Here is a 25553-nt window from a genome sequence, read left to right on the forward strand (position 1 = left end):
GGTGCCGCTTTTTCAGGCAGGATTAGCCACTAAATTGACGAAACAGCGCCTTACCCTTTAACAAACGGCTACCTAACCAGCCGCCGCACAGGGAGAGCAGTAGCGCGCCGCAGAGCGGCAGCGTGATCCACAGCCGCCAGTCGGGCTGCCACGGGAAATCAAACACGCGGGTTTGCAGCAGCGCCAGCGCCGTTTCCGCGCCGATGGCGGCGACCAGCCCGGAGACCAGCCCCAGCAGCGCAAACTCACACCACAAGGTAGTGCGCAGCAGCCGTTTGCCCGCTCCCAGCGTGCGGTAGACCACCAGCTCCTGGTGACGCTGACGCATACCGACCTGCACCTGCGCCAGCAGCAGTAACACGCCGCAGGCGGTAACCAGCACCACCATCACTTCCAGCGCCCGGCTCACCTGCTCCAGCACCTGGCCGACCTGTTTTAAAATCGCGCCAATATCGAGCAGGCTGATGGTCGGAAAGGCGCGGTTAAGCTGCGTTAACATACCGTTGTTCCCCTCCAGCCGGAAGCTGGTGAGCCAGCTCTGCGGCTGCCCGTCGAGCGCACCCGGCGGGAAGATAAAGAAGAAGTTGGGCCGCAGGCTCTCCCAGTCCACCTTGCGCAGGCTGGAGATTTTTGCGCTGAACGCCTGCGTATCGCCGGTAAAAGTCACCGTGTCGCCCAGCTTCAGACCAAGCCGCTCGGCAAGCCCCTCCTCCACCGAGACTTCACCCGCTTTCGGCGGCCAGTTGCCTGCGGTCAGCGGGTTGTGATCCGGCCGCTGCTGCTGCCAGGTGAGGTTAAGTTCGCGGTTCAGCGCCTCGTCGGCGTTGCCCTCCGTCGACTGGCCGTTAATCTGCGTCATTCTCGCCCGCACAATCGGGTAGAACGCCGCCGGGATCACCTGATGCTCAGCAAGGAAGGTTTTCAGCGGCGCAATCTGCTCCGGGGCGATATTAATCAGAAAGTAGTTCGGGCTTTCGGCCGGTAACTGCTGCTGCCAGCGGTCAAGCAGGTCGCCGCGCAGCACCAGCAGCATCGCCAGCAACATAAACGAGAGGGAGAAAGCCGACAGCTGGCTCAGGGTCGACCACGGCTGGCGCAGCAGACGATTCACCGCCAGACGCAGCGGCAGCGCTTTCAGAGTCAGGCGCTTCAGCACATTAAGCAGCAGCCAGCCGACCACGCCGCAGAGCAGTGCCAGCACTACCGCTCCCGCCAGCACCGCCCACAGCAACATGCTGCCGCCCATCAGCCAGGCGAGCAGGAGCACGGTGATAATCGCTACCGCCGGAAGATAGATCTTAAGCGGCCAGACATTCGCCACCGCGTCGCGGCGCAGCACCCGCAGCGGCTGCGTCGCCAGCAGCAGACGATAGGGACGCAGCCCCACCAGCAGCGAGATCACCACGATTGCACCGATGGCCCATAGCCACGGCCAGTAGCTTGCGGGCGGCAGCGCAGCGGGCAACACCGGTTTGAGAAGGAGCATCAGCACCTTTTCAAACAGCAGCCCCAGCGCGCCGCCGGTGATCACCGCCAGCCCAAGCAGCAGCGCCCACTGGCCAACAATCAGCTTTTGCAGCTGCGCGCGACCGGCACCGAGGGTTTTCAGAATCGCCACCAGATCGTAGCGGCTGCGGCAGTAGTGGCTCATCGCCACCGCGACGGCGGCGACCGCCAGCAGCAGCGTCAGCAGCGCCGATAGCAGCAAGAACTGCTGCGAACGCTGTAAGGATTTACCCAGCGCGCCGTCATCCTGCTCCAGCCCATACCAGCGCTGATCCGCGCCAAGCTGCGGCAGCAGCCACGTCTCATACTTCTCTAACTGCGCGGGCGTACCGGCAAACTTCACCCGCCAGCTGACGCGGCTGCCCGGCAAGACAGCGCCGGTTTTTGCCACATCAGCGCTGTTCATCAGCAGGCGCGGTGCCATCTGGAAGGGGTTAAAGCCGGAATCGGGCTCCTGCGTCACTTCGCCAGCGATGCGCAGCGTGGCATCGCCCACCTCAATCGTGTCGCCCGGTTTCACATTCAGCAGTGCCATCAGACGCGGAGCGAGCAGCGCCGTGCCCGGCTGCGGTTTCAGCCCGGCGGGCTGCGTCTCCAGCTCGCCATAGAGCGGGTAGCGATTATCCACCGCTTTAACACTCGCCAGCTGCGGCGTATCGCCAGCAAACGTCATGGTGCTGAAGCTCACCTGCTCACTCACTTGCAGACCGCTTTTACGCGCCTCCTCCAGCCAGCCAGGCGGAATTTCACGCGAGCTGCGCAGGGCGCGGTCGCCGGCCATAAAATCCCGGCTCTGCTGGCTTAAGCCCTTCTCCATGCGATCGCCGATAGTGCCGAGCGCCAGCACGCAGGCCACCGCGAGGCTCAGCGCCATCCAGACAATCAGCAGCGACGGCGAGCGCCATTCGCGCCAGAACCAGCGGGCAATCATGCTTCCTCCCGCAGTTCGCCGTTGACCAGCCGCAGACGTCTGTCGCAGCGCGCCGCCAGTTGCGCATCATGGGTCACCAGCAGCAGCGTGGTGCCGTAGTGTTGGTTCATTGAGAAGAGCAGGTCAGCGATTTTGTCGCCCGTTTGCCGATCGAGATTGCCGGTCGGCTCATCGGCGAAGAGCACAGCCGGACGACCATTAAAGGCGCGGGCCAGCGCCACGCGCTGCTGCTCGCCGCCGGAAAGTTGTGCCGGGAGATGATCGAGGCGTTTGCCCAGCCCCAACTCGTCGAGCAACGCTTTGGCGCTGCTGCGGCTTTCGCTACTCTTTTCACCGCGCAACAGCGCAGGCAGTTCCACGTTTTCCAGCGCGTTAAGGGTCGGGATCAGCATGAAGGATTGAAAAACAAACCCGACATTTTGCGCACGTAACTGCGCGCGCGCCTCTTCGTCCATTTTGTGTAACGGTTTGCCGAGCAGATGCACTTCGCCGCTGCTGCCATCATCCAGCCCGGCGAGAATGGCGAGCAGCGTCGACTTCCCGGAACCGGACTCGCCAATCAGCGCGATGGTTTCAGCTGGTTTGACAACCAGCTCAACTCCGGTAAGGATTGAAAGCTCCTGCTCCCCCTGACCGACGGACTTCTTAAGATGATGAACTTCAACAATGTTTTCCGCTGGCATTTGCCCTTCCTGTTTTTGCTTTTGTTAACCTTTCGCGCCGCGGCGGCGGACACGCTATTGATTCTTGGTGACAGCCTGAGTGCGGGCTATCGGATGGCGGCAACGGCGGCCTGGCCTGCGCTGCTCAATAACAAGTGGCAGCAACAGCCTGTGGTGGTGAATGCCAGCATCAGCGGCGACACCTCGCAGCAGGGCCTGGCGCGCCTGCCCGCGCTGTTAAAAGAGCATAAACCGCGCTGGGTGCTGGTCGAACTCGGCGGCAATGACGGCCTGCGCGGTTTTCCGCCGCAGCAAACGGAACAGACGCTGCGCCAGATTATCCAGACGGTAAAGAGCGCCGATGCGAAGCCGCTGCTGATGCAAATACGGCTGCCCGCCAACTACGGTCGTCGTTATACTGAGGCCTTTGGTGCCATTTACCCGAAGCTTTCCAGCGAGCTGGATGTTCCTCTGCTGCCCTTTTTTATGGAAGAAGTCTATCTGAAACCGCAGTGGATGCAGGATGATGGTATTCACCCCAATCGCGATGCCCAGCCGTTTATTGCCGACTGGATGGCCACGCGACTGGCTCCTTTAGTTAATCACGCCTCCTGAATATTCAGGCGCGTCCCCAGGTAAAGTTATGCAAAAAACGGTCTTAATAACAGGATGTTCCAGCGGTATTGGTCTGGAGAGTGCGCGCGAGCTAAAGCGTCAGGGGTTTCGTGTGCTGGCGGCCTGCCGTAAAACCGACGATGTGGCACGCATGGAGCAAGAGGGATTCACCGGCGTGTTGCTCGATCTTGATGACGCGGCGAGCGTGGATCGCGCAGCGGATGAAGTGATCGCCCTGACCGGTAACCGCCTCTATGGCCTCTTCAATAACGCCGGTTACGGCGTGTATGGATCCCTTGACTCCATCAGCCGTGAACAGCTGGAGCAGCAGTTTTCCAGCAACTTTTTTGGCACTCATCAGCTCACGCTGCGTCTGCTTCCGGCCATGCTGCCGCACGGCGAAGGGCGCATTGTGATGACCTCATCGGTGATGGGCCTGATCTCCACGCCCGGTCGCGGTGCTTATGCCGCAAGTAAATATGCGCTGGAAGCCTGGTCCGATGCGCTGCGCATGGAGCTGCGCCACACCGGTATTAAAGTGAGCCTGATTGAGCCTGGCCCCATCCGCACGCGTTTTACCGATAACGTCAACCAGACGCAGCGCGATAAACCGGTAGAAAACCCCGGCATCGCCGCGCGCTTTACCCTCGGCCCGGAGGCGGTGGTCGCCAAAGTGCGCCATGCTTTTGAGAGTAAACATCCGAAATTACGCTACCCCGTCACGCTGGTGACCTGGGCGGTTAGCCTGCTGAAACGTCTACTGCCAGCGAGCATGATGGATAAAATTTTGCACGGATGAGTTGAAGGCGCGTGTCGCGTCCCCATCTCATTCTTACTTGTTTAAACAGAGAAATTGCCATGTCCGTACAGAATATCGTCAATATTACCGAAGCGAACCTGCAACAGGTGCTGGAACAGTCCGTTGCGACCCCGGTGCTGTTCTATTTCTGGTCCGAGCGCAGCCAACACTGTCTGCAATTGACACCGGTCCTGGAAACGCTGGCCGCGCAGTACAACGGGCAGTTTATTCTGGCGAAAGTGGATTGCGATGCCGAGCAGATGGTCGCTTCGCAGTTTGGCCTGCGCGCCATTCCAACGGTCTATCTCTTCCAGAACGGTCAGCCGGTCGATGGTTTCCAGGGCCCGCAGCCGGAAGAGGCGATCCGCGCCCTGCTCGACAAAGTGCTGCCGCGTGAAGAAGAACTAAAAGCGCAGCAGGCGATGGAATTGATGCAGGCAGGCAACCACGCTGAGGCGCTGCCGCTGCTGAAAGAGGCGTGGCAGCTCTCTAACCAGCAGAGCGAAATCGGCTTCCTGCTGGCGGAAACGCTGATTGTGTTAAACCGCGCCGACGAAGCGGAAGCGGTGCTGAAAGTGGTGCCGTTGCAGGATCAGGACACCCGTTACCAGGGGCTGATCGCGCAGATCGACCTGCTGCGCAAAGCGGCCGATACGCCGGAAATCCAGCAACTGCAACAGCAGGTTGCCGATAACCCGGAGGATGCGGCGCTGGCAACCCAACTGGCGTTGCAGCTGCATCAGGTTGGGCGTAATGAAGAGGCGCTGGAGCTGCTGTTTAACCACTTGCGTAAAGATCTTGGCGCGGCGAACGGCGACGCGCGCAAAACGCTGCAAGAGATCCTCGCCGCGCTCGGCACCGGCGACGCGCTGGCGTCGAAATACCGTCGTCAGCTCTACTCGCTGCTTTACTGATCACCCTGCCAAATTTGGCGATCGGGCTGCTTTCGTCGCCAATTCGGGCTAAGATGGCATCAAATTAAACAGGAGGTTTTTTTTGATGCCAATCGTCATTATCGTTCTTATCGTCGTCGCGCTGGTTATTGTCTTTTCCGGTGTAAAAATTGTCCCCCAGGGCTTCCAGTGGACCGTGGAACGCTTTGGCCGCTTTACCCGCACACTGCAACCGGGTCTAAGCCTTGTCGTGCCGTTTATGGATCGCATTGGTCGTAAGATCAATATGATGGAGCAGGTGCTCGACATCCCTTCCCAGGAGATCATCTCCAAAGATAACGCCAACGTCACCATTGACGCCGTCTGCTTTATTCAGGTTATCGACGCGCCGCGCGCCGCCTATGAGGTGAGCAATCTGGAGCTGGCGATCGTCAACCTGACCATGACCAACATCCGTACCGTACTCGGCTCGATGGAGCTGGATGAGATGCTCTCCCAGCGTGACAGCATCAACACCCGCCTGCTGCACATTGTCGATGAAGCCACAAACCCGTGGGGCATCAAAGTAACGCGTATTGAGATCCGCGATGTGCGCCCGCCAGCGGAGCTGGTCTCCTCAATGAACGCGCAGATGAAAGCGGAACGTACTAAACGCGCTTACATCCTTGAAGCCGAAGGGATCCGCCAGGCGGAGATCCTGAAAGCCGAAGGGGATAAGCAGTCGCAGATCCTGAAAGCAGAAGGTGAACGTCAGTCTGCCTTCCTGCAGGCAGAAGCGCGTGAGCGTTCGGCGGAAGCGGAAGCCCGCGCCACGCAGATGGTTTCTGAAGCGATCGCCTCCGGCGATATCCAGGCGGTGAACTACTTTGTGGCGCAGAAATATACCGAAGCGCTGCAGCAGATTGGCTCCGCCAACAACAGCAAAGTGGTGATGATGCCGCTGGATGCCAGCAGCCTGCTGGGTGCCATTGGCGGTATTGCAGAGCTGGTGAAAGATAGCGCCAACGAGCGTAAAAAATGATCGCCGAACTGCTGCTTGAACATACCTACCTCGCCTGGCTAACGCTGGGTGGGCTGCTGCTCGCCGCCGAAATGCTCGGCGGCAACGGCTATCTGTTATGGAGCGGCATTGCGGCCGTCGCCACCGGTTTGCTGGCGTGGGTCATCCCGTTTAGCTGGGAGTGGCAGGGGGTGCTGTTTGCCCTGCTGACGCTGCTGGCCGCCTGGCTCTGGTGGCTGTGGTTGTCAAAACGCGTAAAACAGCAAAACCCCGCCGACGCCTCGCTCAACCTGCGCGGGCAACAGCTGCTCGGTCGCCGTTTCACGCTGGATAATGCGCTGGTCAACAGTCGCGGACATATGCGCGTGGGCGACAGCTCATGGCCGGTCTGCGCCGATACCGATCTCGCCGCCGGTACGCGCGTCGAGGTCATCGCCATTGAAGGTATTACGCTGCGTATCACTCCCGTAAGCGACTAACTTAACCCAAGGATCCCGGCTATGGGCCCGCAAAAACAGCTCGCGCTGGGCATCCTGCTCGCGCTTGGCGCCAGCGCATCCGCGCTGGCCTCTTCCGATATTGATGATTGCACATGGGGCAGCCCCGGCTGCTACCTCTCTACGCCGCCGGTTATCGCCATCCACACCGATACCCGCGACAACCTGCTGCGCCTGCTGGGCGACAGCAAAGGCCTCTATCCGCTGCGCCAGCCGATGCCAGCAGATGTTACCCGCAGCCGCAACGTCTACTTCGGTGTGCATCACGATGACGCGCCGCCTGCTGCCGCGACAGAAGCCTCAACGCTTGCCGCCACGCTGCGCCAGCAGATGAATGCGCTGGGCGTCGCGAGCGACAACACGCTGCCGCCCGCCCTGCTGCGCCTGATTGCCGACGGCAATGACGCAGCGGTTGATGACGCGGGCAGCGACGGTGAAACCCGTTTTGTTTCACAAAATAACGAGACGCTTTCAGCCTTCTTCGCCGCCCTGCTTGAGGATAAATCCCTGAACGCGCCGCAGCGCCAGGCGCTGGCGACCGCGCGCATCGCGGCTAATGAATCTTCGCAGAGTATAGAGGCGATCAGCACCCTCTCCTTCCCGGAGAATTCAGCGGCGGCGGGTTTTCGCACCTATCTTCAGGCCGCTAACAGCTTCTATGCCGGTGATTATGCCGCCGCCGAACCGCTTTTCACTTCGCTGACAAAGAGCACGCAGCCGTGGCTTGCCGAGACGGCGAGTTACATGCTGATGCGCAATGCGCTCAACGCCAGCAGCGAAAATGCCAACGGCGAGTATGGCGACTTTGACGTTGCGAAAATTGATAAGCCCCACGCTGAGCAGGCGCGAAGCGCGGCGGAGAGTTACCTCAAGCAGTGGCCGCAGGGGCGCTATGCCGCCTCGGCGCAGGGGATGCTGCGCCGCATCGACTGGTATCTTCAGCAGTGGGACAGCCTCGCAGTGCGTTATGAAAACGCGCTCTCAGCCGCCACCAGCGGCGATGCGCTGGTTACGCTGATCAATGAGAGCGACAACAAGCTGCTGAGTAAGGATGTTAGCTGGGGAGGCGATGCGTTTGTCAGCGCGCCGAATGCTTCGCTGATGACCTTTATTGCCGCCCTGCGCTGGATGCGCGAATCGCCCTGCCGGGAAAATATGCCCTGTATCGATAAGGCCTGGCTTGAGAGCCATAAAGCGGAGTTCGACAACAACCAGCACAGCGCGCTGTGGAACTATCTTCGTCTGCAACTGGCTTACAGCTCGCAGGATTACGCCACGGTGGTCAGCGGTATCACCCCGGCAAAAGCGCTGGCGGAGCATGACGTTCTCGCCTTTAGCGAACAGGTGCTGTATGGCGATGCGCTGATGGCGCAAAAAGCCTGGCCCGAGGCGCAAAGCCACTGGCTGCGCCTGCTCGATTTAAGCCGTGACGTCGAACAGCAGCAGTTGTTGCAGGCCAAACTGGCGGCCACGCTGGTGGCGAGTGAGAAGGTCGATGAGATTTTCGCAGCGAAGAGCCGGGTCACTAACCTGCGCTTTCGCTCGCTGGTGCTGAAAACCAAAGCCTCGCGCCCGCTGCTGCTCGCGCAGGCACAAAACGGGCCGAACAGCGAAGAGCGCACGATCGCCCTGCATACGTTGCTGATGCGCGATTTGACCGCCGGAAACTACGCCGACTGGTTACAGGATAAAAAGCTGATCGCCGCCATTACGCCGCCGGTAAAAGATGAGGCGTTCTCGGATGTCGATCTCAACGTCTTTAACTGGCAAGGCAGCGATGAGGCGAGCCGCTACACCTGTGCCGCGCTGGAGAAGACCGTCACTACGCTGAGCAAAACGCCAACGGATGGCCATGCGCTGAACTGCCTCGGCGAATTCTTCCGCACCACGCAGGCGAGGGTCTCGCTGGGCGCCGATCGCGGTGGCAATGATGCCCTTGACGATGCCACCTCCATGAAAGCATTGCCCGGCGTGCCGCAGCGGCTGGTCGCCTATCAGCAGGTGATCAATAACCCGAAAGCGGAGCCGGAAGATAAGAGTTATGCCCTCTACCGCGCGGTGATGTGTTATGCCCCCTCGGGCTATAACGATTGCGGCGGCGAAGATGTGGAGAAATCGGTGCGCAAAGCCTGGTTCCAGCAACTGAAGAGCCGTTACCCCGGAAGCATATGGGCCAACGAACTGCGCTACTACTGGTAATCGCGCTTGCTGCCCTGCTCGCTTCATTAAGCCCGGCGAAGGGGCAGGAGCAGGCGTTCTGGCTCTGGTCCGGCGTGCGCCCCGGCGAAGCGTTGCGCCAGGCCGATGTGGTCTATCTCCATCAGGGTGAAGTGGTGATCCACGGCGGTAAAACGGTGTTTGAGCGCAAAGGGCTGCCCGTTAACCGGCTGGTCTTTCCGCGCATCTGGTTGACGGTGCGCTTTGCCACTCTCGACGTGCCGGATACGCTGCTGCTGCGCCTCAACAGCCTGCTGGCGCGCTGGCAGGCGGCGGGAAACGAAGTCGTTGGCCTGCAGATCGATTTCGATGCCGCTACCTGGCGGCTCGATGAGTACGCCCGCTTTCTGCAACGGCTGCGGCATACGCTGCCCGCGCACTATGCGCTGGGGGTAACCGGGCTGCTGGACTGGGCGAAAACCGGCAGCGTGGCCACGCTGAATGCCCTGCCGGTGGATGAACTGGTAGTGCAGAGCTATCAGGGACGCCGTACGGTGGCGAACTTTACCGATTACCTGCCTGCGCTCGCCGGTCTGCGCATTCCGTTTAAACTGGGCGTCGTGGCGGGCGGGATGTGCGATGAGCGCGAGATAGCGAGGCTTGCCGCTTCACGCTGGTATCGCGGCACGGTGACCTTTCTGCTTAACCCTTTGCCTGGCGATGACAGCAGCCGGAAAGGTTGTCCATAATCGGGCAGTCGGCACCCTCGTCGCCGGGGCAGGCTTCTGCCAGCGTCAACAGCTGGGTGCGCATCGCCTGCAATTCGCTGATATGGCGCTCGATCTCGGCCACTTTCTGTAACGTGCGGGCTTTCACATCGGCGCTGTGACGGGCGGGATCGTTAAACAGATTCACCAGCTCGCCGCACTCTTCGAGATTAAATCCCACCTGACGCGCCTGGCGCAGCAGCGTCAGCTCATTGAGATGCTGCTGGTTGTAGCTGCGATAGCCGTTTTCCCCGCGCAAAGGCGGCGTCACCAGCCCCTTCTGCTCATAAAAACGGATCGCTTTACTGGTTAAACCGGTCTTTTTTGCCACATCGCTGATATTCATCATCTTCCCCATCATTCGTCCGGACGCAGAAGGCGGCAAATAGTGCGACGCCTGTTATATGACCGGGAAATAATATTAATCCTTACCCTATCGCAAAACAAATATATGCATGTGGTAAATATTTTTATTTGCCGACCTGCCGCTTCGCTATACCATAGCGCGGGATTTTCAAATAATGATAAAAGTTCGACACACAGGAGTTGTTTATGAGTGATATGGCTTTTTGCCGCGGTTGCGGAAAGGAGATACATAAAGAAGCGGTTGCATGTCCGGGCTGCGGCGCGCCGCAGAGCACCGCTGGCAAGAAAAGCCGCATCTCCGCTGCGCTGTTCGCCTTCTTCCTTGGCGGCTTCGGCGCGCACAAATTCTATTTAGGTAAACCGGGACAGGGCATTCTTTATCTGCTGTTCTTCTGGACCTGTATTCCGGCAATCATCTCCTTTATCGAATTTATTATTTACCTGTGCAATTCCGACGAAGAATTCGCGCGTAAATATGGCTGAGTATTAACCGCCAAATGATGCCAGACCCCGCTCAACGCGGGGTTTGTTATTTCTGGCGGCGGTTTTTGCCGTGTGAGCTATTTTGTGCCGACCTGAACTTGACCTTCCCCTCGCGGGAAGGTTTAAGCTTGTTACGTGTTATCAAAAGCCACATCCCTGAGGAGATTGCGTATGTCTCAAACCATAGAGCTAAACCTGGATGGCCTCTCCTGCGGCCATTGCGTTAAACGTGTAAAAGAGAGCCTGGAAAAACGCCCCGACGTTGAGGCGGCCGATGTCACCATCGAGCATGCCCAGGTGACGGGCAGCGCCAGCGCCGAAGCGCTTATCGCGACGATTGAAGAGGCCGGATACGGCGCGAGCGTCAGCCACCCAAAGGCTAAACCGCTGGCAGAGTCATCACTCCCGTCGGAAGCACTGACAGCGGCCACTCCAGAGCTTCCGGCAGCACACGATCTTGATGACAGCCAGCAGCTGTTGATCAACGGCATGAGCTGCGCCAGCTGTGTCTCCCGGGTACAAAAAGCCTTACAGGCAGTTCCGGGCGTCACGCAGGCACGGGTAAACCTGGCGGAGCGCACTGCGCTGGTGATGGGCAGCGCGCCCGCCGCAGAATTAGTCAGCGCCGTCGAGCAGGCGGGCTACGGCGCGGAAGCGATTGAAGATGATATTAAGCGGCGTGAGCGCCAGCAGGAGACGGCGCTCGCCACCCTGAAGCGCTTTCGCTGGCAGGCGATTGTCGCCCTGCTGGTCGGCGTGCCGATCATGCTGTGGGGGATGATCGGCGACAATATGATGGTTACTGAGGCCAACCGCTCGCTGTGGCTCGGCATTGGCGTGCTCACGCTGGCAGTGATGGTGTTTGCCGGTGGGCACTTCTACACCAGCGCATGGAAAAGCCTGCGTAACGGCACCGCGACGATGGACACGCTGGTTGCCCTTGGTACCGGCGCGGCCTGGCTCTACTCGATGAGCGTCAATATCTGGCCGCAGTGGTTTCCGATGGAAGCCCGCCACCTCTATTACGAAGCCAGCGCGATGATTATCGGTCTGATTAACCTCGGCCATATGCTGGAAGCGCGCGCCCGCCAGCGCTCATCAAAAGCGCTGGAGCGCCTGCTCGATTTAACCCCGCCAACGGCGCGGGTGGTCACGCCTGAGGGCGAAAAAAACCTCCCGCTGGCCGAAGTGCAGCCGGGCATGACGCTGCGCCTGACCACCGGCGATCGCGTACCGGTGGATGGCGAGATCCGCGACGGCGAGGGGTGGTTTGATGAAGCAATGCTGACCGGCGAGCCAGTGCCGCAGCAAAAAGGCGCGGGCGAGACGATCCACGCTGGCACCGTGGTGCAGGATGGCAGCGTCCTGTTTACCGCCAGCGCCGTGGGCAGCCACACCACGCTGTCGCGCATTATCCGCATGGTGCGCCAGGCACAGAGCAGTAAACCGGAGATCGGCCAGCTCGCTGACCGTATTTCAGCGGTGTTCGTTCCGGTGGTCGTCGCCATCGCCCTGCTGAGCGGCGCCATCTGGTACCTCTTCGGCCCGGCACCGCAGATTGTCTATACGCTGGTGATCGCCACCACGGTGCTGATTATCGCCTGCCCCTGCGCCCTCGGGCTGGCGACGCCGATGTCGATTATCTCCGGCGTCGGGCGTGCGGCAGAGTTTGGCGTGCTGGTACGCGATGCCGATGCGCTGCAACGCGCCAGCACCCTTGATACGCTGGTGTTTGATAAAACCGGCACCCTGACGCGCGGCAAACCGGAAGTGGTGAGCATCACCGCGCTGGAGGGGGATGAAACGAGCGCCCTGCGCCTCGCGGCAGCGCTTGAGCAAGGTTCCAGCCACCCGCTGGCGCACGCGATTGTGGAAAAAGCCGCAAGCGATGCGCTGGCGGAAGTGAAGCAGTTCCGCACCCTGCGCGGGCTGGGGGTCAGCGGCGAGATTGACGGGCAGCGCGTGCTACTCGGCAACCAGGCGCTGCTGGCGGAACAGCAGATCGATACGCGCGCGCTGGATGAGGAGATTGCCGCCCAGGCCAGCCGTGGCGCGACGCCAGTGCTGCTGGCGGTAGAGGGCAAAGCGCGGGCGCTGTTCGCCATTCGCGATCCGCTGCGTGACGACAGCGTGCAGGCACTGCAACGCCTGCACCGCGCCGGTTACCGGCTGGTGATGCTGACCGGCGATAACCCGACCACCGCAAACGCCATTGCCAAAGAGGCGGGCATTGATGAGGTGATTGCCGGAGTGCTGCCGGATGGCAAAGCCGAGGCGATCAAACAGCTCCAGCAGCAGGGCCGCCAGGTGGCGATGATTGGTGATGGCATCAACGATGCTCCGGCGCTGGCGCAGGCCGATGTCGGTATTGCGATGGGCGGCGGCAGCGACGTGGCGATTGAAACGGCGGCCATTACGCTGATGCGCCATAGCCTGATGGGTGTGGCCGATGCGCTGGCGATTGCCAACGCCACGCTGCGCAATATGAAGCAGAACCTGCTCGGGGCGTTTATTTATAACTCCCTTGGCATCCCGATTGCCGCCGGGATTCTCTGGCCGCTCACCGGCACACTGCTCAACCCGGTGGTAGCCGGAGCGGCGATGGCGCTCTCCTCGATTACCGTAGTCAGTAACGCCAACCGGCTGCTGCGCTTTACTCCGCGCGACTAAGCCCCCCGCCCCGCCGCCACCTGCGGCGGGGTTTACACCCTCCCGCTTCGCGCGTTAGCATGCCTTTTTACTCTCAGGAAGCGCGTATGAGCCTGTTTCAACGATTGAAAGCTTTTCTTCTCGCGCTTCGTCAGCGCCGCTACCCCTGGCCCGCATTAGACGTTGAGTTGCCCGGCGACCGGCACCTTCACCTGGTCGGCAGCATTCATATGGGCACCCACGGCATGGCGCCGCTGCCCGCCGCGCTGCTGCAAAAGGTGCGCGAGGCCGATGCGCTGATTGTCGAGGCGGATATCGCCGGTTCCGACTCGCCGTTTGCTAACCTTCCTGACGCCGACCCGCTCGACACCCGCCTCAGCCCGGCGCTGCTCGCTTCGTTAGAGAGCACGCTGGAGAGCCTGTCGTTAAGCCGTGCGGCATTTGAGACGCGCCCGGCCTGGCACATCGCGCTGGTGTTACAAGCAACGCAGGCGCAGCGGCTCGGGCTGCGGTCCGATTACGGCATCGACTACCAGCTTTTACAAGCAGCGCAGCGTTTTAATGTGGCGATCATGGAGCTGGAGGGCACCACCAGCCAGCTCGATATTTTGCGCCAGCTGCCGGACGAGGGTAGCGAACTGTTGCAGGACACCCTCACCCACTGGCATGAGAATGCGCGCCTGTTACAGGTAATGATGAGCTGGTGGCTGGAAAGCCCGCCGCGCGACGAAAACCTCAGTCTGCCCTCAACCTTTAGCCAGCCGCTGCACGATGTGCTGATGCATCAGCGTAACCGCGCATGGTGCGACTATCTGTTCCGCCTGCCGCCGGGGCGCTATGTGGTGGCCGCAGGCGCGCTGCATCTCTATGGCGACGGCAATCTTCCCTCGCTGTTAGCGGAAAAAATGGCCCATTAGCGCAAGATGCTACTATTTTCCCGGGTGGGTGCAGGCGTATGCTTACGGCGTGAAAACGCTTGATAAGAAGGATTATTATGACGCCCGCCGTAAAGTTACTGGAAAAAAATGGCATCGCTTTTCAACTCCACAGCTACGATCATGACCCTAACGAGACCAACTTCGGCGATGAAGTGGTGCGCAAGCTGGGGCTGGATGCCGACAGGGTTTATAAAACGTTGCTGGTAGCGGTCAACGGCGATATGAAGCAGCTGGCCGTGGCGGTGACGCCGGTGGCCGGGATGCTCGATTTGAAGAAGGTTGCTAAAGCGCTGGGCGCGAAAAAAGTCGATATGGCGGATCCGATGGTAGCGCAGCGCACCACCGGCTATCTGGTGGGCGGCATCAGCCCGCTCGGGCAGAAAAAACGCCTGCCGACGCTGATCGATGCGCCCGCACAAACCTTCGACACCATCTATATCTCCGGCGGTAAGCGCGGGCTGGATATTGAACTGGCGGCGAGCGATCTGGCGAAACTGCTGGGTGCGCAATTTGCCGATATCGCCCGCCGCGAGTGAGGCGTTACTGCCAGCTCACTTCGCCTTTCGGTTCGTAAGCATTCACATCCAGCGGTGAGTTGTTCTGGATGAACTCTTTCAGCACTTCAGCATCGATAAAGCCGGTGTTCACATATCCGGCTTTATCATCCAGCCGCGGATAACCATCACCGCCAGTGGCGTTGAAGCTCAGGGTCGCCAGACGGTAGCTTTTCGCCGCATCCAGCGGTTCGCCTTTGATCTTCACGTCGCTCAGTTGACCGCCTTTCGCCACAAAACTGACGTTGGCAAACTGCGGATAGGCGCCGGAATCGGGCTTCATCTGCGCCACGGCTGTCAGGTAATCCAGCAGCTCTTTACCACTGAGATTAACGTAGGCGACGGTGTTGCCGAAGGGCTGCACTTTCAGCACATCTTTATAGGTGATATCGCCCGCTTCAATGCTGTCGCGAACGCCACCACCGCTCATCACCGCCAGATCCGCGCCGGTGCGCGCCATCTGCGCCGCGAGAAGGACCCGCGCCAGGTTGGTCTGCACAAAGCGCACTTTGCTGCGATCCCCTTCAAGACGGCCAGTGGTGCTGCCAATCTTCACGCCCAGCTGCGCTTTGCCTTTGTTCTGGAACGGCGTCAGCAGCGAGAGCATCTGCGCGTTTTCGGCAATTTCCGGCGTGTAGAGCACGCGTTCGCTCTTGCCGTTGTCGTAGGTCACTTTCTTCTTCAGGTTGACCGGAATGAGCTGGTAGCGCACCAGTTTCATCTCGCCGTTACGGAACTGGAAATCCGCGCGACCAACGTATTTACCCCACTCATGGGCCTGCACAATCCAGGTGCCGTTTTGCTGATCCGGTGCGCACGGTGTGCCGGGCACATAATCGGCCTGCTTTTTATTCTCCGAGGCCATGCAGACCGGATCCTGTGAATGACCGCCCACAATCAGCGCCAGCGCCCCTTTCGGCAGGCTGCGCGCCATTTCGACGTCGCCCGGCGCGTTGGAACCATGCTCGCCGTTGTCGTAATGACCCATATGGGTGGTGGCGATAATCACATCGGGTTTTTCATTTTGATTCAGTTCATCAATGACCAGCTTCGCTTCGACGGCCGGTTGGCGGAACTCGATATCAGTGAAGTACTCCGGGTTGCCGATTTTGGCCGTGTCGTCGGTGGTCAGGCCGATAACGGCAATTTTCAGCCCTTGACGGTTGAAGATCATCCACGGCTTAAAGAGGCGCTGATTGGTGCTCTTCTGGTAGATATTGGCGGAGAGGAAGGGGAACTTCGCCCACTTCTCCTGCTGGCGCAGGACGCTCATCGGGTTATCGAACTCGTGGTTGCCGACCGCCATTGCGTCATAACCGATAAGGTTCATGCCGCGGAAATCGGGCTCGGCATCCTGCAAATCGGACTCCGGTACGCCGGTATTGATGTCACCGCCTGAAAGCAGCAGCACGCTGCCGCCCTGCGCCGCCACCTCTTTGCGAATACCGTCCACCAGCGTCTTCTGCGCCGAGAGGCCATATTCGCCATACTCGCTGCGCCAGAAGTGACCGTGGTGGTCGTTCGTGTGCAGGATGGTGATGTTATAGGTTTTATCCTGCTCGTAAGCCTGCGCCGGCAGGCTTAATGCGCCCAGCGCCGCCAGCAGGCTCACCGTAATGCTCTTCTTTAACACGCTCATGCTTCTCTCCCTGACCCCATTGGTGAAAGGAGAAAATACAGCGCTCGTCAATAATAGACAAATAAGTTCTGGTGACTATGACGGGCAGCGTTTATTGCGCGTCACTTTTTATTTCCCGCCTGCCGCTTCATTGTTCATAAAAGAGGCGCAACCGCAATCTTGCAGGCGCGTGAGCGCAACAAGCGTAACGATGCACGGTTGCATTGAATGAGCAGGCAGAAAGCGCATCTTCCCCTGTTTGCACAGGATGATCACCATATTCGCTCACCATCACGCTGACTTCCCTGCCTTTCTGCTCGGGGAAAGCCCTGGTTTTCTCTGCCATTTATCCTTTAAAACGGCGTTAGCGCCCTTAGTTATGTTATGGCAGAGCCGGTTGGCGATTTTTTTCATCCAAATTGCTGTTTTCTTCATAATTCAACAATTATTAACAAACGCGGCCGGCAAAATTGTCATAAACTGTAACTCAGCTATCGGTCGACGACCGTGGGATCCACGCATCAACGAAAGGAGACGGAATGCATCACGCCACACCGCTTATTACCACCATTGTCGGCGGGCTTGTGCTCGCTTTTATCCTCGGCATGATTGCCAACAAACTGCGCATTTCCCCTCTGGTGGGTTACTTATTAGCGGGCGTGTTATCGGGGCCGTTTACGCCAGGTTTTGTGGCGGACACCAAACTGGCACCTGAACTCGCAGAGCTGGGCGTGATACTGCTGATGTTCGGCGTCGGCCTGCACTTCTCCCTGAAGGATTTGATGGCGGTAAAGGCCATCGCCATTCCCGGCGCGATCGCACAGATAGCCGTGGCGACGCTGCTGGGTATGGCGCTCTCTGCCGGGCTTGGCTGGTCGCTGATGACCGGCATCGTCTTTGGTCTCTGTCTCTCGACCGCCAGTACCGTGGTGCTGCTGCGCGCCCTTGAGGAGCGACAACTGGTGGATAGCCAGCGCGGGCAGATAGCTATCGGCTGGCTGATCGTTGAAGACCTGGTGATGGTGTTAACGCTGGTGCTGCTGCCCGCAGTAGCAGGCATGATGGAGAAAGGCGATGTTGGCCTTGCCTCGCTGGCGGTGGATATGGGTATCACCATCGGTAAAGTGGTGGCCTTTATCGCCATTATGATGCTGGTTGGCCGCCGCCTGGTGCCGTGGATCATGGCGCGCAGCGCCGCAACCGGCTCCCGCGAGCTGTTTACCCTTTCGGTGCTGGCGCTGGCGCTCGGTATCGCTTTCGGCGCGGTTGAGCTGTTTGATGTTTCCTTCGCCCTCGGCGCCTTCTTCGCTGGCATGGTGCTTAATGAGTCCGAGCTGAGCCACCGCGCGGCGCACGACACGCTGCCGCTGCGCGACGCTTTTGCCGTGCTCTTCTTCGTCTCCGTCGGCATGCTGTTTGATCCGATGATCCTTGTCGATCAGCCGCTGGCGGTGCTGGCAACGCTGGCAATTATTGTCTTTGGTAAATCGGCGGCGGCTTTTCTGCTGGTGCGCATGTTTGGCCACTCGCCGCGTACCGCATTAACCATCGCCGCCAGCCTCGCGCAGATTGGTGAGTTCGCCTTTATTCTTGCAGGGCTGGGGATGGCGCTGGATCTGCTGCCGCAGGAGGGGCAAAACCTCGTGCTGGCAGGGGCGATCCTGTCGATTATGCTCAACCCAATCCTCTTTACGATCCTCGAGAAGTATCTCGATAAGACCGAGACGCTGGAGGAGCAGACGCTGGAAGAGGCGACGGAAGATGAGAAGCAGATCCCGGTTGATATCTGCAACCATGCGCTGCTGGTCGGCTTTGGCCGCGTCGGCAGCCTGCTCGGCGAGAAGCTGATTGCCCAGGGCATTCCGCTGGTGGTGATTGAAACCTCGCGCACGCGGGTGGATGAGCTGCGCGAGCGCGGTGTCCGCGCGGTGCTGGGCAACGCGGCGAATGAAGAGATTATGAATCTGGCGCATCTGGATTGCGCCCGCTGGCTGCTGTTGACCATCCCGAACGGCTATGAAGCGGGTGAGATTGTCGCCACCGCGCGCGAGAAGTGCCCGAACATTGAGATTATCGCCCGCGCCCATTATGACGATGAGGTGGATTACATCAGCGAACGCGGTGCAAACCAGGTGGTGATGGGTGAGCGCGAGATCGCCAACACGATGTTGAATATTCTGGCGAATACGCCAGCAGGAAATGAAGCCGCGGAAACCGCGTAGGCCGGATAAGCGGTACGCGCCATCCGGCAATTGGCCTGGCATGTTGCATTGGTGGGATCGTTCCGTTCACCAGGCGTTCGGGAGTTTCATTAACCTCTTATGCGGTGAACGGGATAAGGGAAGCGGCCGCGCTCCCCTTATCAATCCCCGCGGCCCCGCAAGGAAATCGGTGCTGCGCACTGCGCTCACCTCCCGCGTGCCTGACTGCGGCCGGCTCGACTCGACTTACTCGTTCCATTTCTGGAACGAGTCCCTGTCTCGGTTCGCCTCTGTCCGCCATCCCTGGCGTCCAGACCTTGTCATTCACGCTTCGGCTCGCCGATTTCAACGGGGACATAACCCCTCGCTGTCATATTAGAGATAAAAGCAAAGTCGGTATCGCTGATAGATTGCCGGATGGCGCTGGCGCTTATCCGGCCTACGCCGTTTCAGCGGGCTACGCTTTTGTAGGCCGGATAAGGCGGAGCCGCCATCCGGCAATCGGTGCCGCGGTGATAATGCCGGATGGCGCTGGCGCTTATCCGGCCTACGCCGTTCCAGCGGGCTACGCTTTTGTAGGCCGGATAAGGCGGAGCCGCCATCCGGCAATCGGTGCCGCGGTGAGAATGCCGGATGGCGCGTAACCGCTTATCCGGCCTGGGCCGTTTCAGCGGCTTCGCTACTGGCCTTTTCCTTAACGCTCCCAGTACGCCTCTTCGAGGCTATCTTCCCGCTCCGGCAGGCCGCGGGTTAAGCGCGGGGAGTGCTGGTTCAGCACCTGGTAACTGACGCGGTTCGCGTATTTGCACACCTGCGCCAGCGACGAGTAGGTCAGCCAGCTGAAGTTATGCTTACTGGAGTTTGGCACGTTGTTACGGTGATAGTTATTAGCGGTAATATCATGCAGCAGCGCCGCCAGCGCGCCATCGCCTGCGCCGTTGGTGTTCATGATCTTCTCCGGCCCGCCCATATAAGGAGCGATATGGGAGTAGATGCGCAGCGGATGCTCGCAATCCTTATGGCGGATCGCACGGCTAAACTCATACTGGTTAAATTCGGCAATCGCGCCCGGCAGTAGCGGATGCTGGGTTTTGCGCTTCGCCTCATCTTCGGTAAAGCCCGCCATATATAAGCCGACAGGCCCGGCGGTGCAGAGCACCAGATCGACCCAGTCCAGCGCTTTATCCGCCGCCATCAGCGGATCGCTCTCACCGGTCAGGGCGTGCCCCTCCTCTTCATTCATCGCCAGAATCGAGACGTTCTCTTTGAGGAAGTCGCGCCACCACGGCACGTTATCGGCGATAACGTATTTGGTACCCAGCGTCAGCACCACCGGCACGTTGTGCTTTTTGGCATAGGCTACCGCCTGCATGGTCGCCTCCGGCATCGGTTCGCCGGGCTTACAGCGCACTAAATAGGAGGAGAGCACCAGCGCGGAGGCGCCAGCAATCACCTCTTCAGGAATACTTTCCGGGCGCAGCTGGTTCATATGACCGGGGCTGATGGCGAAGGTGCGCTCACCGCTGTCGTTGACCAGCGTAAAGCAGCGGCCAATCGCCCCCTCAACGCCCTGCAGGTAGTTAAGATCGGTACGGCTGGAGGTGTTGCAGAGGTAACGGTAAGCGTAACCGCCGATTTGCACGTTATCGCACATCACGCCCAGTAAAACCGAGCGGTCATCGGCCAGCACCGAGTAGTTGTGCAGGGTGTTGCCAATGGTGCCGCCCGCAAACTGGTGGGTAATCAGGTTATTGCTTACCAGTTCCTGATAGAGCGCTTCGGCGACATCATCGGCGATCACCAGCGAATGGCCAGCACTGAGGCCGAAACGTGCGATAAACGCATCATCCACTTTCGCTTCGATATCCACCAGCGTCTGGTCGATGCCGACCACCCAGCTGGTGCCGGTTTCGCTCTCAGGCTGAATTTGCTGCAATAAGGGGTCGCGGGCGTTGACGGGGAAATAGTGTTTGGACTTACGTTTACCGGGAAATTTCATCTTTGTGCTACGTGCAATACATTCGGGCCGTGCATGGTATCACACTCGGCCCGCGCAGCGATCAGCGATATTTGGCCGTTAAGTTGACCATCATCTCAATATGCCCCGGTGAATCATTCAGTGCAGGAATGTATTCATACTTTTCGCCCCCGGCTTCGAGGAAGAACTCGCGGTTCTGCACGGCGATCTCCTCCAGCGTCTCCAGACAGTCGGCGGCAAAGCCCGGTGACATTACCTGAATGTGCTTCACGCCCTTCTCACCGAGCATTTTCAGCGTCTCATCGGTGTAAGGCGTCAGCCACGGTTCGCGGCCGAATCGCGACTGGAAGGTCATCATCACCTTCTCCGGCGGCAGGTCGAGAGCGGAAACCAGCTCACGGGTGGTATCGCGGCAGCGCTGCGGGTAGTCATCCCCCTGCGCGGCGTAACGCTGCGGAATACCGTGGTAAGAGAGCAGAAGCAGATCCGGTTCGCCATGCTGCGCAAACGAGGCGCGCACGCTGTTCGCCAACGCCGCGATGTAGTCTGCGTTATCGGCGTAGTCGCGAATAAAGGAGATGCCGGGGATAAAGCGTTTTTTGCCGAGAATACGCGCCAGCTCATCCCAGACGGCGGCAACCGTCGAGCAGGAGTATTGCGGATAGAGCGTAAGCACAACGATATGTTCGACGCCCTGCGCCATCAGCGCCTCGACCGCGCTCTCCAGCGACGGTGAACCGTAGCTCATGCCAAGCGCAACAGGCACATCCGGCAAGCGAGCGGCTAACGCCTTTTCCTGCCTGCGGCTGTAGACCATTAATGGTGAGCCCTCTTCCATCCAGACGGATTTGTAGAGTTTCGCCACGCGGGGAGAACGAATAGGCAGGATCACGCCGCGTAACAGCGGCCACCACAGCAAGCGGGGCGCATCGACCACGCGTCTGTCGCTTAAGAACTGCCGCAGATACCGTTTAACGGCCTGGGGGGTGGGTGCATCGGGGGTGCCGAGATTGGCCAACAAAATGCCCGTTTTTGCCTGACTCATTCGCGCCTCTTAACCATTTAACTGGTTGATTATTGTAGCCGAAAAGCGGGTAAACGGAACCAATTGCTGTGATTGATAGTTTCCCCCAGCATATAGCCGGGGGAAATGGAAATTACCCGAGGATTTTTTCCAGTTCAGCGCGTACGTCGCTAACCGCTTTGGTGCCGTCAACTTTAACGTACCGGGTGTTACCCGCTTCCGCTTCTTTCTGATAGTAGCCGATCAGCGGTGCCGTCAGCTGATGGTATTCGACCAGGCGCTTACGCACGGTCTCTTCCTGATCGTCTTTACGGGTGGTCAGCTCGTCGCCGGTCACATCATCTTTCCCTTCCTCTTTCGGCGGGTTGTATTTGATGTGGTAAACGCGGCCAGAGGCGGCGTGAACGCGACGACCAACGATACGATCGACAATCAGCTCGTCCGGTACGGCGAATTCCAGCACGAAATCGACGTTGATGCCGGCTTCTTTCATCGCATCCGCCTGCGGAATGGTGCGCGGGAAACCGTCCAGCAGGAAGCCGTTGCGGCAATCTTCCTGGGCGATACGCTCTTTCACCAGCGCAATAACCAGCTCGTCGGTGACCAGCTTGCCGGCGTCCATGATATCTTTCGCCTGTTTACCCAGCTCGCTGCCAGATTTTACTGCGGCACGCAGCATGTCACCCGTAGAGATTTGCGGAATACCGTATTTCTCCATGATGAACTGCGCCTGAGTTCCTTTACCTGCGCCCGGAGCGCCCAGCAGAATAATACGCATTGCGAAAATCCCCTCAAATGTTGGTTCAATTTTTCAAAAGCGCTAAAAGATACCATCAAGAGGAGGCAGGCTCAAGAAAGGCGCGGACGCTGAAACGGTAATGCTACCTTTTTCTTAAACGGCAAAAGCGGGAATAAAAAAGGGAGGCGCGGTGGCCTCCCTGGTGCTGCTTACGAAACCAGCAGCTGGTTCATGCGGCGAATAAACTGGTTTGGATCTTCCAGCGTACCGCGTTCGGCGAACAGCGCCTGGTCGAGCAGCAGCTCAACCCACTGGTTAAACTGCCCTTCGTCCTGGGTATCCGCCGCGCGTTTCACCAGCGCGTGATCCGGGTTCAGTTCGAAGATGTATTTCACTTCCGGCGCGCTCTGACCAGCCGCGGCAAACAGCTTCGCCATCTGCGTGCTCATCTCATCAGCATCGGTCACCACAACGGCCGGAGTATCGGTCAGACGGTGAGTCAGACGTACCTCTTTCACGCGCTCACCAAGCAGGGTTTTCACGCGCTCAACAAATGGCTCCAGCGCTTTTTCCGCTTCTTTGGTGGTCTCATCCACTTCGTCAGCCAGCTTGTCCAGTGAGGCATCGGCTTTCGCTACAGACTGGAACGGCTTACCGTCGAACTCGGTCAGGTAGCTCATCATCCACTCATCAATGCGGTCGGAAAGCAGCAGCACTTCGATGCCTTTCTTACGCAGCAGCTCAAGGTGCGGGCTGCTCTTCGCCGCGGCGTAGCTGTCGGCGGTGATAAAGTAGATCTTCTCCTGGCCCTCTTTCATGCGCGAGACGTACTCTTCCAGCGACACGGTCTGTGCGGAGGAGTCATTGTGCGTGGAGGCAAAACGCAGCAGTTTGGCGATGGTCTCCAGGTTGCCGCTGTCTTCGCCGGTCCCCTCTTTCAGCACCAGGCCGAACTGCTGCCAGAAGGTCTGGTATTTTTCCGCGTCATCTTTCGCCAGTTTTTCCAGCATCTGCAGCACGCGTTTGGTCAGCGCGGTGCGCAGGCTGCGGGTGACGCTGCTGTCCTGCAGAATTTCACGGGAGACGTTAAGCGGCAGATCGTTGGAGTCGACCAGCCCGCGCACGAAACGCAGGTAGTTCGGCATAAACTGCTCGGCTTCGTCCATGATAAAGACGCGCTGAACGTAGAGTTTCAGGCCGTGCTTATGATCGCGGTTCCACATATCCCACGGTGCCTGCGACGGGATATAGAGCAGGCTGGTGTACTCCTGCTTCCCTTCAACGCGGTTATGGCTCCAGATCAGCGGATCGCTGTAATCATGGGAGATATGTTTGTAGAACTCGTTGTACTCGTCATCTTTGATTTCAGACTTGTTACGCGTCCACAGCGCCTGCGCTTTGTTGATCTTCTCCCAGGTGACAACGGTTTCGCCGTCTTTCTCTTCCTGTTTTTCGATCTCAACCGGCAGCGCGATATGGTCGGAGTATTTGCTGATGATGGAGCGCACGCGCCAGTCGTTGAGGAAATCATCCTCCCCTTCGCGCAGATGCAGGGTGATCTCGGTACCGCGATCGGCTTTGGTGATATCGGCAACGGTGTATTCGCCCGCGCCTTCCGATTCCCAGAAGACGCCATTTTCGGCGCTTTCGCCCGCCGCGCGGGTGCGCACGGTCACTTTGTCAGCAACGATAAATGCCGAGTAGAAACCCACGCCGAACTGACCGATCAGCTGGCTATCTTTCGCCTGGTCGGAACCCATCGACTCGAGGAAGGCTTTGGTGCCGGATTTGGCAATCGTCCCCAGATGGTCAATCACTTCATCGCGGTTCATACCGATACCGTTATCGGCGATGGTCAGGGTACGTTTCTCTTTATCAAAGGAGACGCGCACGCGCAGGTCGCCGTCGCCTTCATAGAGATCGGGTTTGGAGAGCGCGCGGAAACGCAGTTTATCCGCCGCATCCGAGGCGTTGGAGATAAGCTCACGCAGGAAGATTTCTTTGTTGGAATAAAGAGAGTGGATCATCAAATGCAGAAGCTGTTTTACTTCTGACTGGAAGCCACGTGTTTCTTGTCCTTTCATTGGGAAAACCTCAACAATGCCATTTACAAGGTGGAAAAAGCGTTGAGGGAGAAGTGGGGATAACGGCGGGGAATTTCAAGCGGAGGCAAAAATTTCTGCCCCCGTCTGGTTAAAAACGAATCTTGTGACGCCCGGCGAGAGAGTGGGAAAGCGTGGTGCCATCCACCATCTCAAGCTCGCCGCCCACCGGCACGCCGTGGGCGATACGGCTGGCTTCCACGCCATATTGCCCGCACAGCTCGGCAATATAGTTAGCGGTCGCCTCCCCTTCCACCGTCGGGTTGGTGGCGAGGATCACCTCCTGAATCTTTTCGGATTCAAGGCGCTGCTCCAGCCGGTCAAGACCGATATCATCCGGCCCGATACCGTCCAGCGGCGACAGGTGGCCCATCAGCACAAAGTAGCGACCGGAAAACTGACCGGTTTGCTCAATGGCGTAGATGTCCGCCGGGCTTTCCACCACGCAGATTTGACCGTTTTCCTGACGTCGCGGGTTGGTGCAGATGTTACACACCTCCTGCTCGGTAAAGGTGCGGCAATCCGCGCAGTGACCAATCTCCGACATCGCCCGGGTGAGCGCCTGTGCGAGGCGCATGCCGCCGCTGCGATCCCGCTGCAGCAGCGTAAATGCCATGCGCTGCGCCGACTTCGGGCCGACGCCCGGCAGACAGCGCAACGCTTCCATAAGCTGCGTTAACAGCGGACTGGTTTGCATCAGAACGGCATCTTAAAGCCTGGCGGCAGGGACATACCGGAAGAGACAGAGGCCATCTTCTCTTTCTGCGTCTCTTCAATGCGGCGTGCAGCATCGTTGAATGCAGCGGCGACCAGATCTTCCAGCATCTCTTTGTCGTCTTCGAGCAGGCTCGGATCGATCTCCACGCGACGGCAGTTATGCGCGCCGTTGATGGTCACTTTCACCAGACCCGCGCCTGATTCGCCGGTCACTTCCAGCTGCGCGATCTCTTCCTGCACTTTCTGCATCTTTTCTTGCATCTGCTGGGCCTGTTTCATCAGGTTACCCAGACCGCCTTTTCCAAACATAGGCTTCTCTCTTTAGCTGTGGTGACTCACCAGGTTGATAAGTCACAT

23 protein-coding genes are annotated in these 25553 nt (G+C 59.1%); 12 read left to right on the top strand and 11 right to left on the bottom strand.

What is annotated here, in order from left to right; genetic code table 11:
* Positions 1 to 22: 22 nt before the first annotated feature.
* Positions 23 to 2437, bottom strand: coding sequence for a putative ABC transporter permease subunit YbbP (gene ybbP, locus ABIC80_RS19325; protein ID WP_200135397.1), 2415 nt, complete (start codon positions 2435 to 2437; stop codon positions 23 to 25).
* Positions 2434 to 3120 carry a putative ABC transporter ATP-binding protein YbbA gene (gene ybbA, locus ABIC80_RS19330; protein WP_054804540.1) on the bottom strand — a complete coding sequence of 229 codons (687 nt, stop codon included), beginning with the start codon at positions 3118 to 3120 and terminating at the stop codon, positions 2434 to 2436. Before ybbA ends, ybbP begins: the two co-directional genes overlap by 4 nt.
* Between ybbA and tesA the strand changes: the two genes are divergently transcribed.
* The 7 genes from tesA to ABIC80_RS19365 all read left to right on the top strand — a co-directional run bounded on the left by tesA (position 3091) and on the right by ABIC80_RS19365 (position 9809).
* Positions 3091 to 3714, top strand: a complete 624-nt coding sequence (tesA, locus tag ABIC80_RS19335; protein ID WP_164483652.1) for a multifunctional acyl-CoA thioesterase I/protease I/lysophospholipase L1 — start codon at positions 3091 to 3093, stop codon at positions 3712 to 3714. The two genes, ybbA and tesA, sit on opposite strands and share 30 nt — an antisense overlap.
* Positions 3715 to 3742: 28 nt before the next feature.
* Positions 3743 to 4513, top strand: a complete 771-nt coding sequence (locus ABIC80_RS19340) for an SDR family oxidoreductase (RefSeq protein ID WP_200135398.1) — start codon at positions 3743 to 3745, stop codon at positions 4511 to 4513.
* Positions 4514 to 4572: 59 nt separating this feature from the next.
* Positions 4573 to 5427, top strand: a complete 855-nt coding sequence (locus tag ABIC80_RS19345; RefSeq protein WP_054804535.1) for a thioredoxin family protein — start codon at positions 4573 to 4575, stop codon at positions 5425 to 5427.
* An 85-nt stretch (positions 5428 to 5512) separates the two neighbouring features.
* A complete protein-coding gene (locus tag ABIC80_RS19350; RefSeq protein WP_023479088.1) occupies positions 5513 to 6427 on the top strand; it encodes an SPFH domain-containing protein in 915 nt (304 codons plus the stop codon).
* On the top strand, positions 6424 to 6885 hold the full coding sequence (locus ABIC80_RS19355; protein WP_094192980.1) for an NfeD family protein: 462 nt from the start codon (positions 6424 to 6426) through the stop codon (positions 6883 to 6885). The genes ABIC80_RS19350 and ABIC80_RS19355 overlap by 4 nt, the downstream gene beginning before the upstream one ends.
* A gap of 21 nt (positions 6886 to 6906) precedes the next feature.
* Positions 6907 to 9102, top strand: a complete 2196-nt coding sequence (locus tag ABIC80_RS19360; protein WP_429178320.1) for a hypothetical protein — start codon at positions 6907 to 6909, stop codon at positions 9100 to 9102.
* The gene (locus tag ABIC80_RS19365; protein WP_429178322.1) at positions 9072 to 9809 is read left to right on the top strand and encodes a DUF3142 domain-containing protein; all 738 of its coding nucleotides are present in this window, start codon (positions 9072 to 9074) and stop codon (positions 9807 to 9809) included. Before ABIC80_RS19360 ends, ABIC80_RS19365 begins: the two co-directional genes overlap by 31 nt.
* On the opposite strand, the gene cueR is transcribed toward ABIC80_RS19365, so the two are convergent.
* Positions 9763 to 10173 (bottom strand): Cu(I)-responsive transcriptional regulator, encoded by a 411-nt coding sequence (cueR, locus tag ABIC80_RS19370; RefSeq protein WP_139568912.1) that lies wholly within the window; start codon positions 10171 to 10173, stop codon positions 9763 to 9765. The two genes, ABIC80_RS19365 and cueR, sit on opposite strands and share 47 nt — an antisense overlap.
* A gap of 206 nt (positions 10174 to 10379) precedes the next feature.
* Here cueR and ABIC80_RS19375 point away from each other — a divergent pair, with 206 nt between their 5' ends.
* The 4 genes from ABIC80_RS19375 (at position 10380) to ybaK (ending at position 14799) form a co-directional block, all read left to right on the top strand.
* On the top strand, positions 10380 to 10676 hold the full coding sequence (locus ABIC80_RS19375) for a TM2 domain-containing protein (RefSeq protein WP_094419560.1): 297 nt from the start codon (positions 10380 to 10382) through the stop codon (positions 10674 to 10676).
* Positions 10677 to 10847: 171 nt separating this feature from the next.
* A complete protein-coding gene (gene copA / locus ABIC80_RS19380; RefSeq protein WP_429178324.1) occupies positions 10848 to 13346 on the top strand; it encodes a copper-exporting P-type ATPase CopA in 2499 nt (832 codons plus the stop codon).
* A gap of 86 nt (positions 13347 to 13432) precedes the next feature.
* Complete coding sequence (locus ABIC80_RS19385) at positions 13433 to 14242, top strand: TraB/GumN family protein (protein WP_042713903.1); 810 nt, start codon at positions 13433 to 13435, stop codon at positions 14240 to 14242.
* A 77-nt stretch (positions 14243 to 14319) separates the two neighbouring features.
* Positions 14320 to 14799 (top strand): Cys-tRNA(Pro)/Cys-tRNA(Cys) deacylase YbaK, encoded by a 480-nt coding sequence (gene ybaK / locus ABIC80_RS19390; RefSeq protein WP_023479038.1) that lies wholly within the window; start codon positions 14320 to 14322, stop codon positions 14797 to 14799.
* Between the two features lie 4 nt (positions 14800 to 14803).
* Here the strand turns inward: ybaK and ushA are convergent, their stop codons facing one another.
* Together ushA and ABIC80_RS19400 are read right to left on the bottom strand one after the other, a co-directional pair.
* Positions 14804 to 16456, bottom strand: a complete 1653-nt coding sequence (gene ushA, locus ABIC80_RS19395) for a bifunctional UDP-sugar hydrolase/5'-nucleotidase UshA (protein WP_305206699.1) — start codon at positions 16454 to 16456, stop codon at positions 14804 to 14806.
* A 127-nt stretch (positions 16457 to 16583) separates the two neighbouring features.
* Positions 16584 to 16781: a hypothetical protein gene (locus ABIC80_RS19400; protein WP_429178326.1), complete on the bottom strand. Its 198-nt coding sequence runs from the start codon at positions 16779 to 16781 to the stop codon at positions 16584 to 16586.
* Between the two features lie 193 nt (positions 16782 to 16974).
* Between ABIC80_RS19400 and ybaL the strand changes: the two genes are divergently transcribed.
* Positions 16975 to 18657, top strand: a complete 1683-nt coding sequence (gene ybaL, locus ABIC80_RS19405; protein ID WP_054804529.1) for a YbaL family putative K(+) efflux transporter — start codon at positions 16975 to 16977, stop codon at positions 18655 to 18657.
* A gap of 673 nt (positions 18658 to 19330) precedes the next feature.
* Here the strand turns inward: ybaL and ABIC80_RS19410 are convergent.
* The 6 genes from ABIC80_RS19410 to ABIC80_RS19435 all read right to left on the bottom strand — a co-directional run bounded on the left by ABIC80_RS19410 (position 19331) and on the right by ABIC80_RS19435 (position 25505).
* Positions 19331 to 20635: an inosine/guanosine kinase gene (locus tag ABIC80_RS19410; protein ID WP_263753078.1), complete on the bottom strand. Its 1305-nt coding sequence runs from the start codon at positions 20633 to 20635 to the stop codon at positions 19331 to 19333.
* A gap of 61 nt (positions 20636 to 20696) precedes the next feature.
* A complete protein-coding gene (gene hemH, locus ABIC80_RS19415; RefSeq protein ID WP_429178328.1) occupies positions 20697 to 21659 on the bottom strand; it encodes a ferrochelatase in 963 nt (320 codons plus the stop codon).
* Between the two features lie 112 nt (positions 21660 to 21771).
* Positions 21772 to 22416, bottom strand: a complete 645-nt coding sequence (gene adk / locus ABIC80_RS19420) for an adenylate kinase (RefSeq protein WP_042713820.1) — start codon at positions 22414 to 22416, stop codon at positions 21772 to 21774.
* 170 nt (positions 22417 to 22586) lie between these two features.
* The gene (htpG, locus tag ABIC80_RS19425) at positions 22587 to 24461 is read right to left on the bottom strand and encodes a molecular chaperone HtpG (RefSeq protein ID WP_076769501.1); all 1875 of its coding nucleotides are present in this window, start codon (positions 24459 to 24461) and stop codon (positions 22587 to 22589) included.
* A 109-nt stretch (positions 24462 to 24570) separates the two neighbouring features.
* Positions 24571 to 25176, bottom strand: coding sequence for a recombination mediator RecR (recR, locus tag ABIC80_RS19430; protein ID WP_023478251.1), 606 nt, complete (start codon positions 25174 to 25176; stop codon positions 24571 to 24573).
* Positions 25176 to 25505, bottom strand: a complete 330-nt coding sequence (locus tag ABIC80_RS19435) for a YbaB/EbfC family nucleoid-associated protein (RefSeq protein ID WP_023478246.1) — start codon at positions 25503 to 25505, stop codon at positions 25176 to 25178. Before ABIC80_RS19435 ends, recR begins: the two co-directional genes overlap by 1 nt.
* Positions 25506 to 25553: the final 48 nt, after the last annotated feature.

It is taken from the genome of Kosakonia sp. 1610 (assembly GCF_050435845.1).
In the GTDB taxonomy this organism is placed as follows: domain Bacteria; phylum Pseudomonadota; class Gammaproteobacteria; order Enterobacterales; family Enterobacteriaceae; genus Kosakonia; species Kosakonia cowanii.

What these genes read in the sequence shown, in the direction of transcription:
- adk (WP_042713820.1), bottom strand. Translation starts at nt 22,416, where the DNA reads ATGCGTATTATTCTGCTGGGCGCTCCGGGCGCAGGTAAAGGAACTCAG.
- copA (WP_429178324.1), top strand. Translation starts at nt 10,848, where the DNA reads ATGTCTCAAACCATAGAGCTAAACCTGGATGGCCTCTCCTGCGGCCAT.
- ybbA (WP_054804540.1), bottom strand. Translation starts at nt 3,120, where the DNA reads ATGCCAGCGGAAAACATTGTTGAAGTTCATCATCTTAAGAAGTCCGTC.
- ABIC80_RS19365 (WP_429178322.1), top strand. Translation starts at nt 9,072, where the DNA reads ATGGGCCAACGAACTGCGCTACTACTGGTAATCGCGCTTGCTGCCCTG.
- ABIC80_RS19385 (WP_042713903.1), top strand. Translation starts at nt 13,433, where the DNA reads ATGAGCCTGTTTCAACGATTGAAAGCTTTTCTTCTCGCGCTTCGTCAG.
- ABIC80_RS19410 (WP_263753078.1), bottom strand. Translation starts at nt 20,635, where the DNA reads ATGAAATTTCCCGGTAAACGTAAGTCCAAACACTATTTCCCCGTCAAC.
- ybaL (WP_054804529.1), top strand. Translation starts at nt 16,975, where the DNA reads ATGCATCACGCCACACCGCTTATTACCACCATTGTCGGCGGGCTTGTG.
- hemH (WP_429178328.1), bottom strand. Translation starts at nt 21,659, where the DNA reads ATGAGTCAGGCAAAAACGGGCATTTTGTTGGCCAATCTCGGCACCCCC.
- ABIC80_RS19345 (WP_054804535.1), top strand. Translation starts at nt 4,573, where the DNA reads ATGTCCGTACAGAATATCGTCAATATTACCGAAGCGAACCTGCAACAG.
- htpG (WP_076769501.1), bottom strand. Translation starts at nt 24,461, where the DNA reads ATGAAAGGACAAGAAACACGTGGCTTCCAGTCAGAAGTAAAACAGCTT.
- ybaK (WP_023479038.1), top strand. Translation starts at nt 14,320, where the DNA reads ATGACGCCCGCCGTAAAGTTACTGGAAAAAAATGGCATCGCTTTTCAA.
- cueR (WP_139568912.1), bottom strand. Translation starts at nt 10,173, where the DNA reads ATGAATATCAGCGATGTGGCAAAAAAGACCGGTTTAACCAGTAAAGCG.
- recR (WP_023478251.1), bottom strand. Translation starts at nt 25,176, where the DNA reads ATGCAAACCAGTCCGCTGTTAACGCAGCTTATGGAAGCGTTGCGCTGT.
- ABIC80_RS19360 (WP_429178320.1), top strand. Translation starts at nt 6,907, where the DNA reads ATGGGCCCGCAAAAACAGCTCGCGCTGGGCATCCTGCTCGCGCTTGGC.
- ABIC80_RS19350 (WP_023479088.1), top strand. Translation starts at nt 5,513, where the DNA reads ATGCCAATCGTCATTATCGTTCTTATCGTCGTCGCGCTGGTTATTGTC.
- ushA (WP_305206699.1), bottom strand. Translation starts at nt 16,456, where the DNA reads ATGAGCGTGTTAAAGAAGAGCATTACGGTGAGCCTGCTGGCGGCGCTG.
- ABIC80_RS19400 (WP_429178326.1), bottom strand. Translation starts at nt 16,781, where the DNA reads ATGGCAGAGAAAACCAGGGCTTTCCCCGAGCAGAAAGGCAGGGAAGTC.
- ABIC80_RS19375 (WP_094419560.1), top strand. Translation starts at nt 10,380, where the DNA reads ATGAGTGATATGGCTTTTTGCCGCGGTTGCGGAAAGGAGATACATAAA.
- tesA (WP_164483652.1), top strand. Translation starts at nt 3,091, where the DNA reads ATGAACTTCAACAATGTTTTCCGCTGGCATTTGCCCTTCCTGTTTTTG.
- ABIC80_RS19355 (WP_094192980.1), top strand. Translation starts at nt 6,424, where the DNA reads ATGATCGCCGAACTGCTGCTTGAACATACCTACCTCGCCTGGCTAACG.
- ABIC80_RS19435 (WP_023478246.1), bottom strand. Translation starts at nt 25,505, where the DNA reads ATGTTTGGAAAAGGCGGTCTGGGTAACCTGATGAAACAGGCCCAGCAG.
- ABIC80_RS19340 (WP_200135398.1), top strand. Translation starts at nt 3,743, where the DNA reads ATGCAAAAAACGGTCTTAATAACAGGATGTTCCAGCGGTATTGGTCTG.
- ybbP (WP_200135397.1), bottom strand. Translation starts at nt 2,437, where the DNA reads ATGATTGCCCGCTGGTTCTGGCGCGAATGGCGCTCGCCGTCGCTGCTG.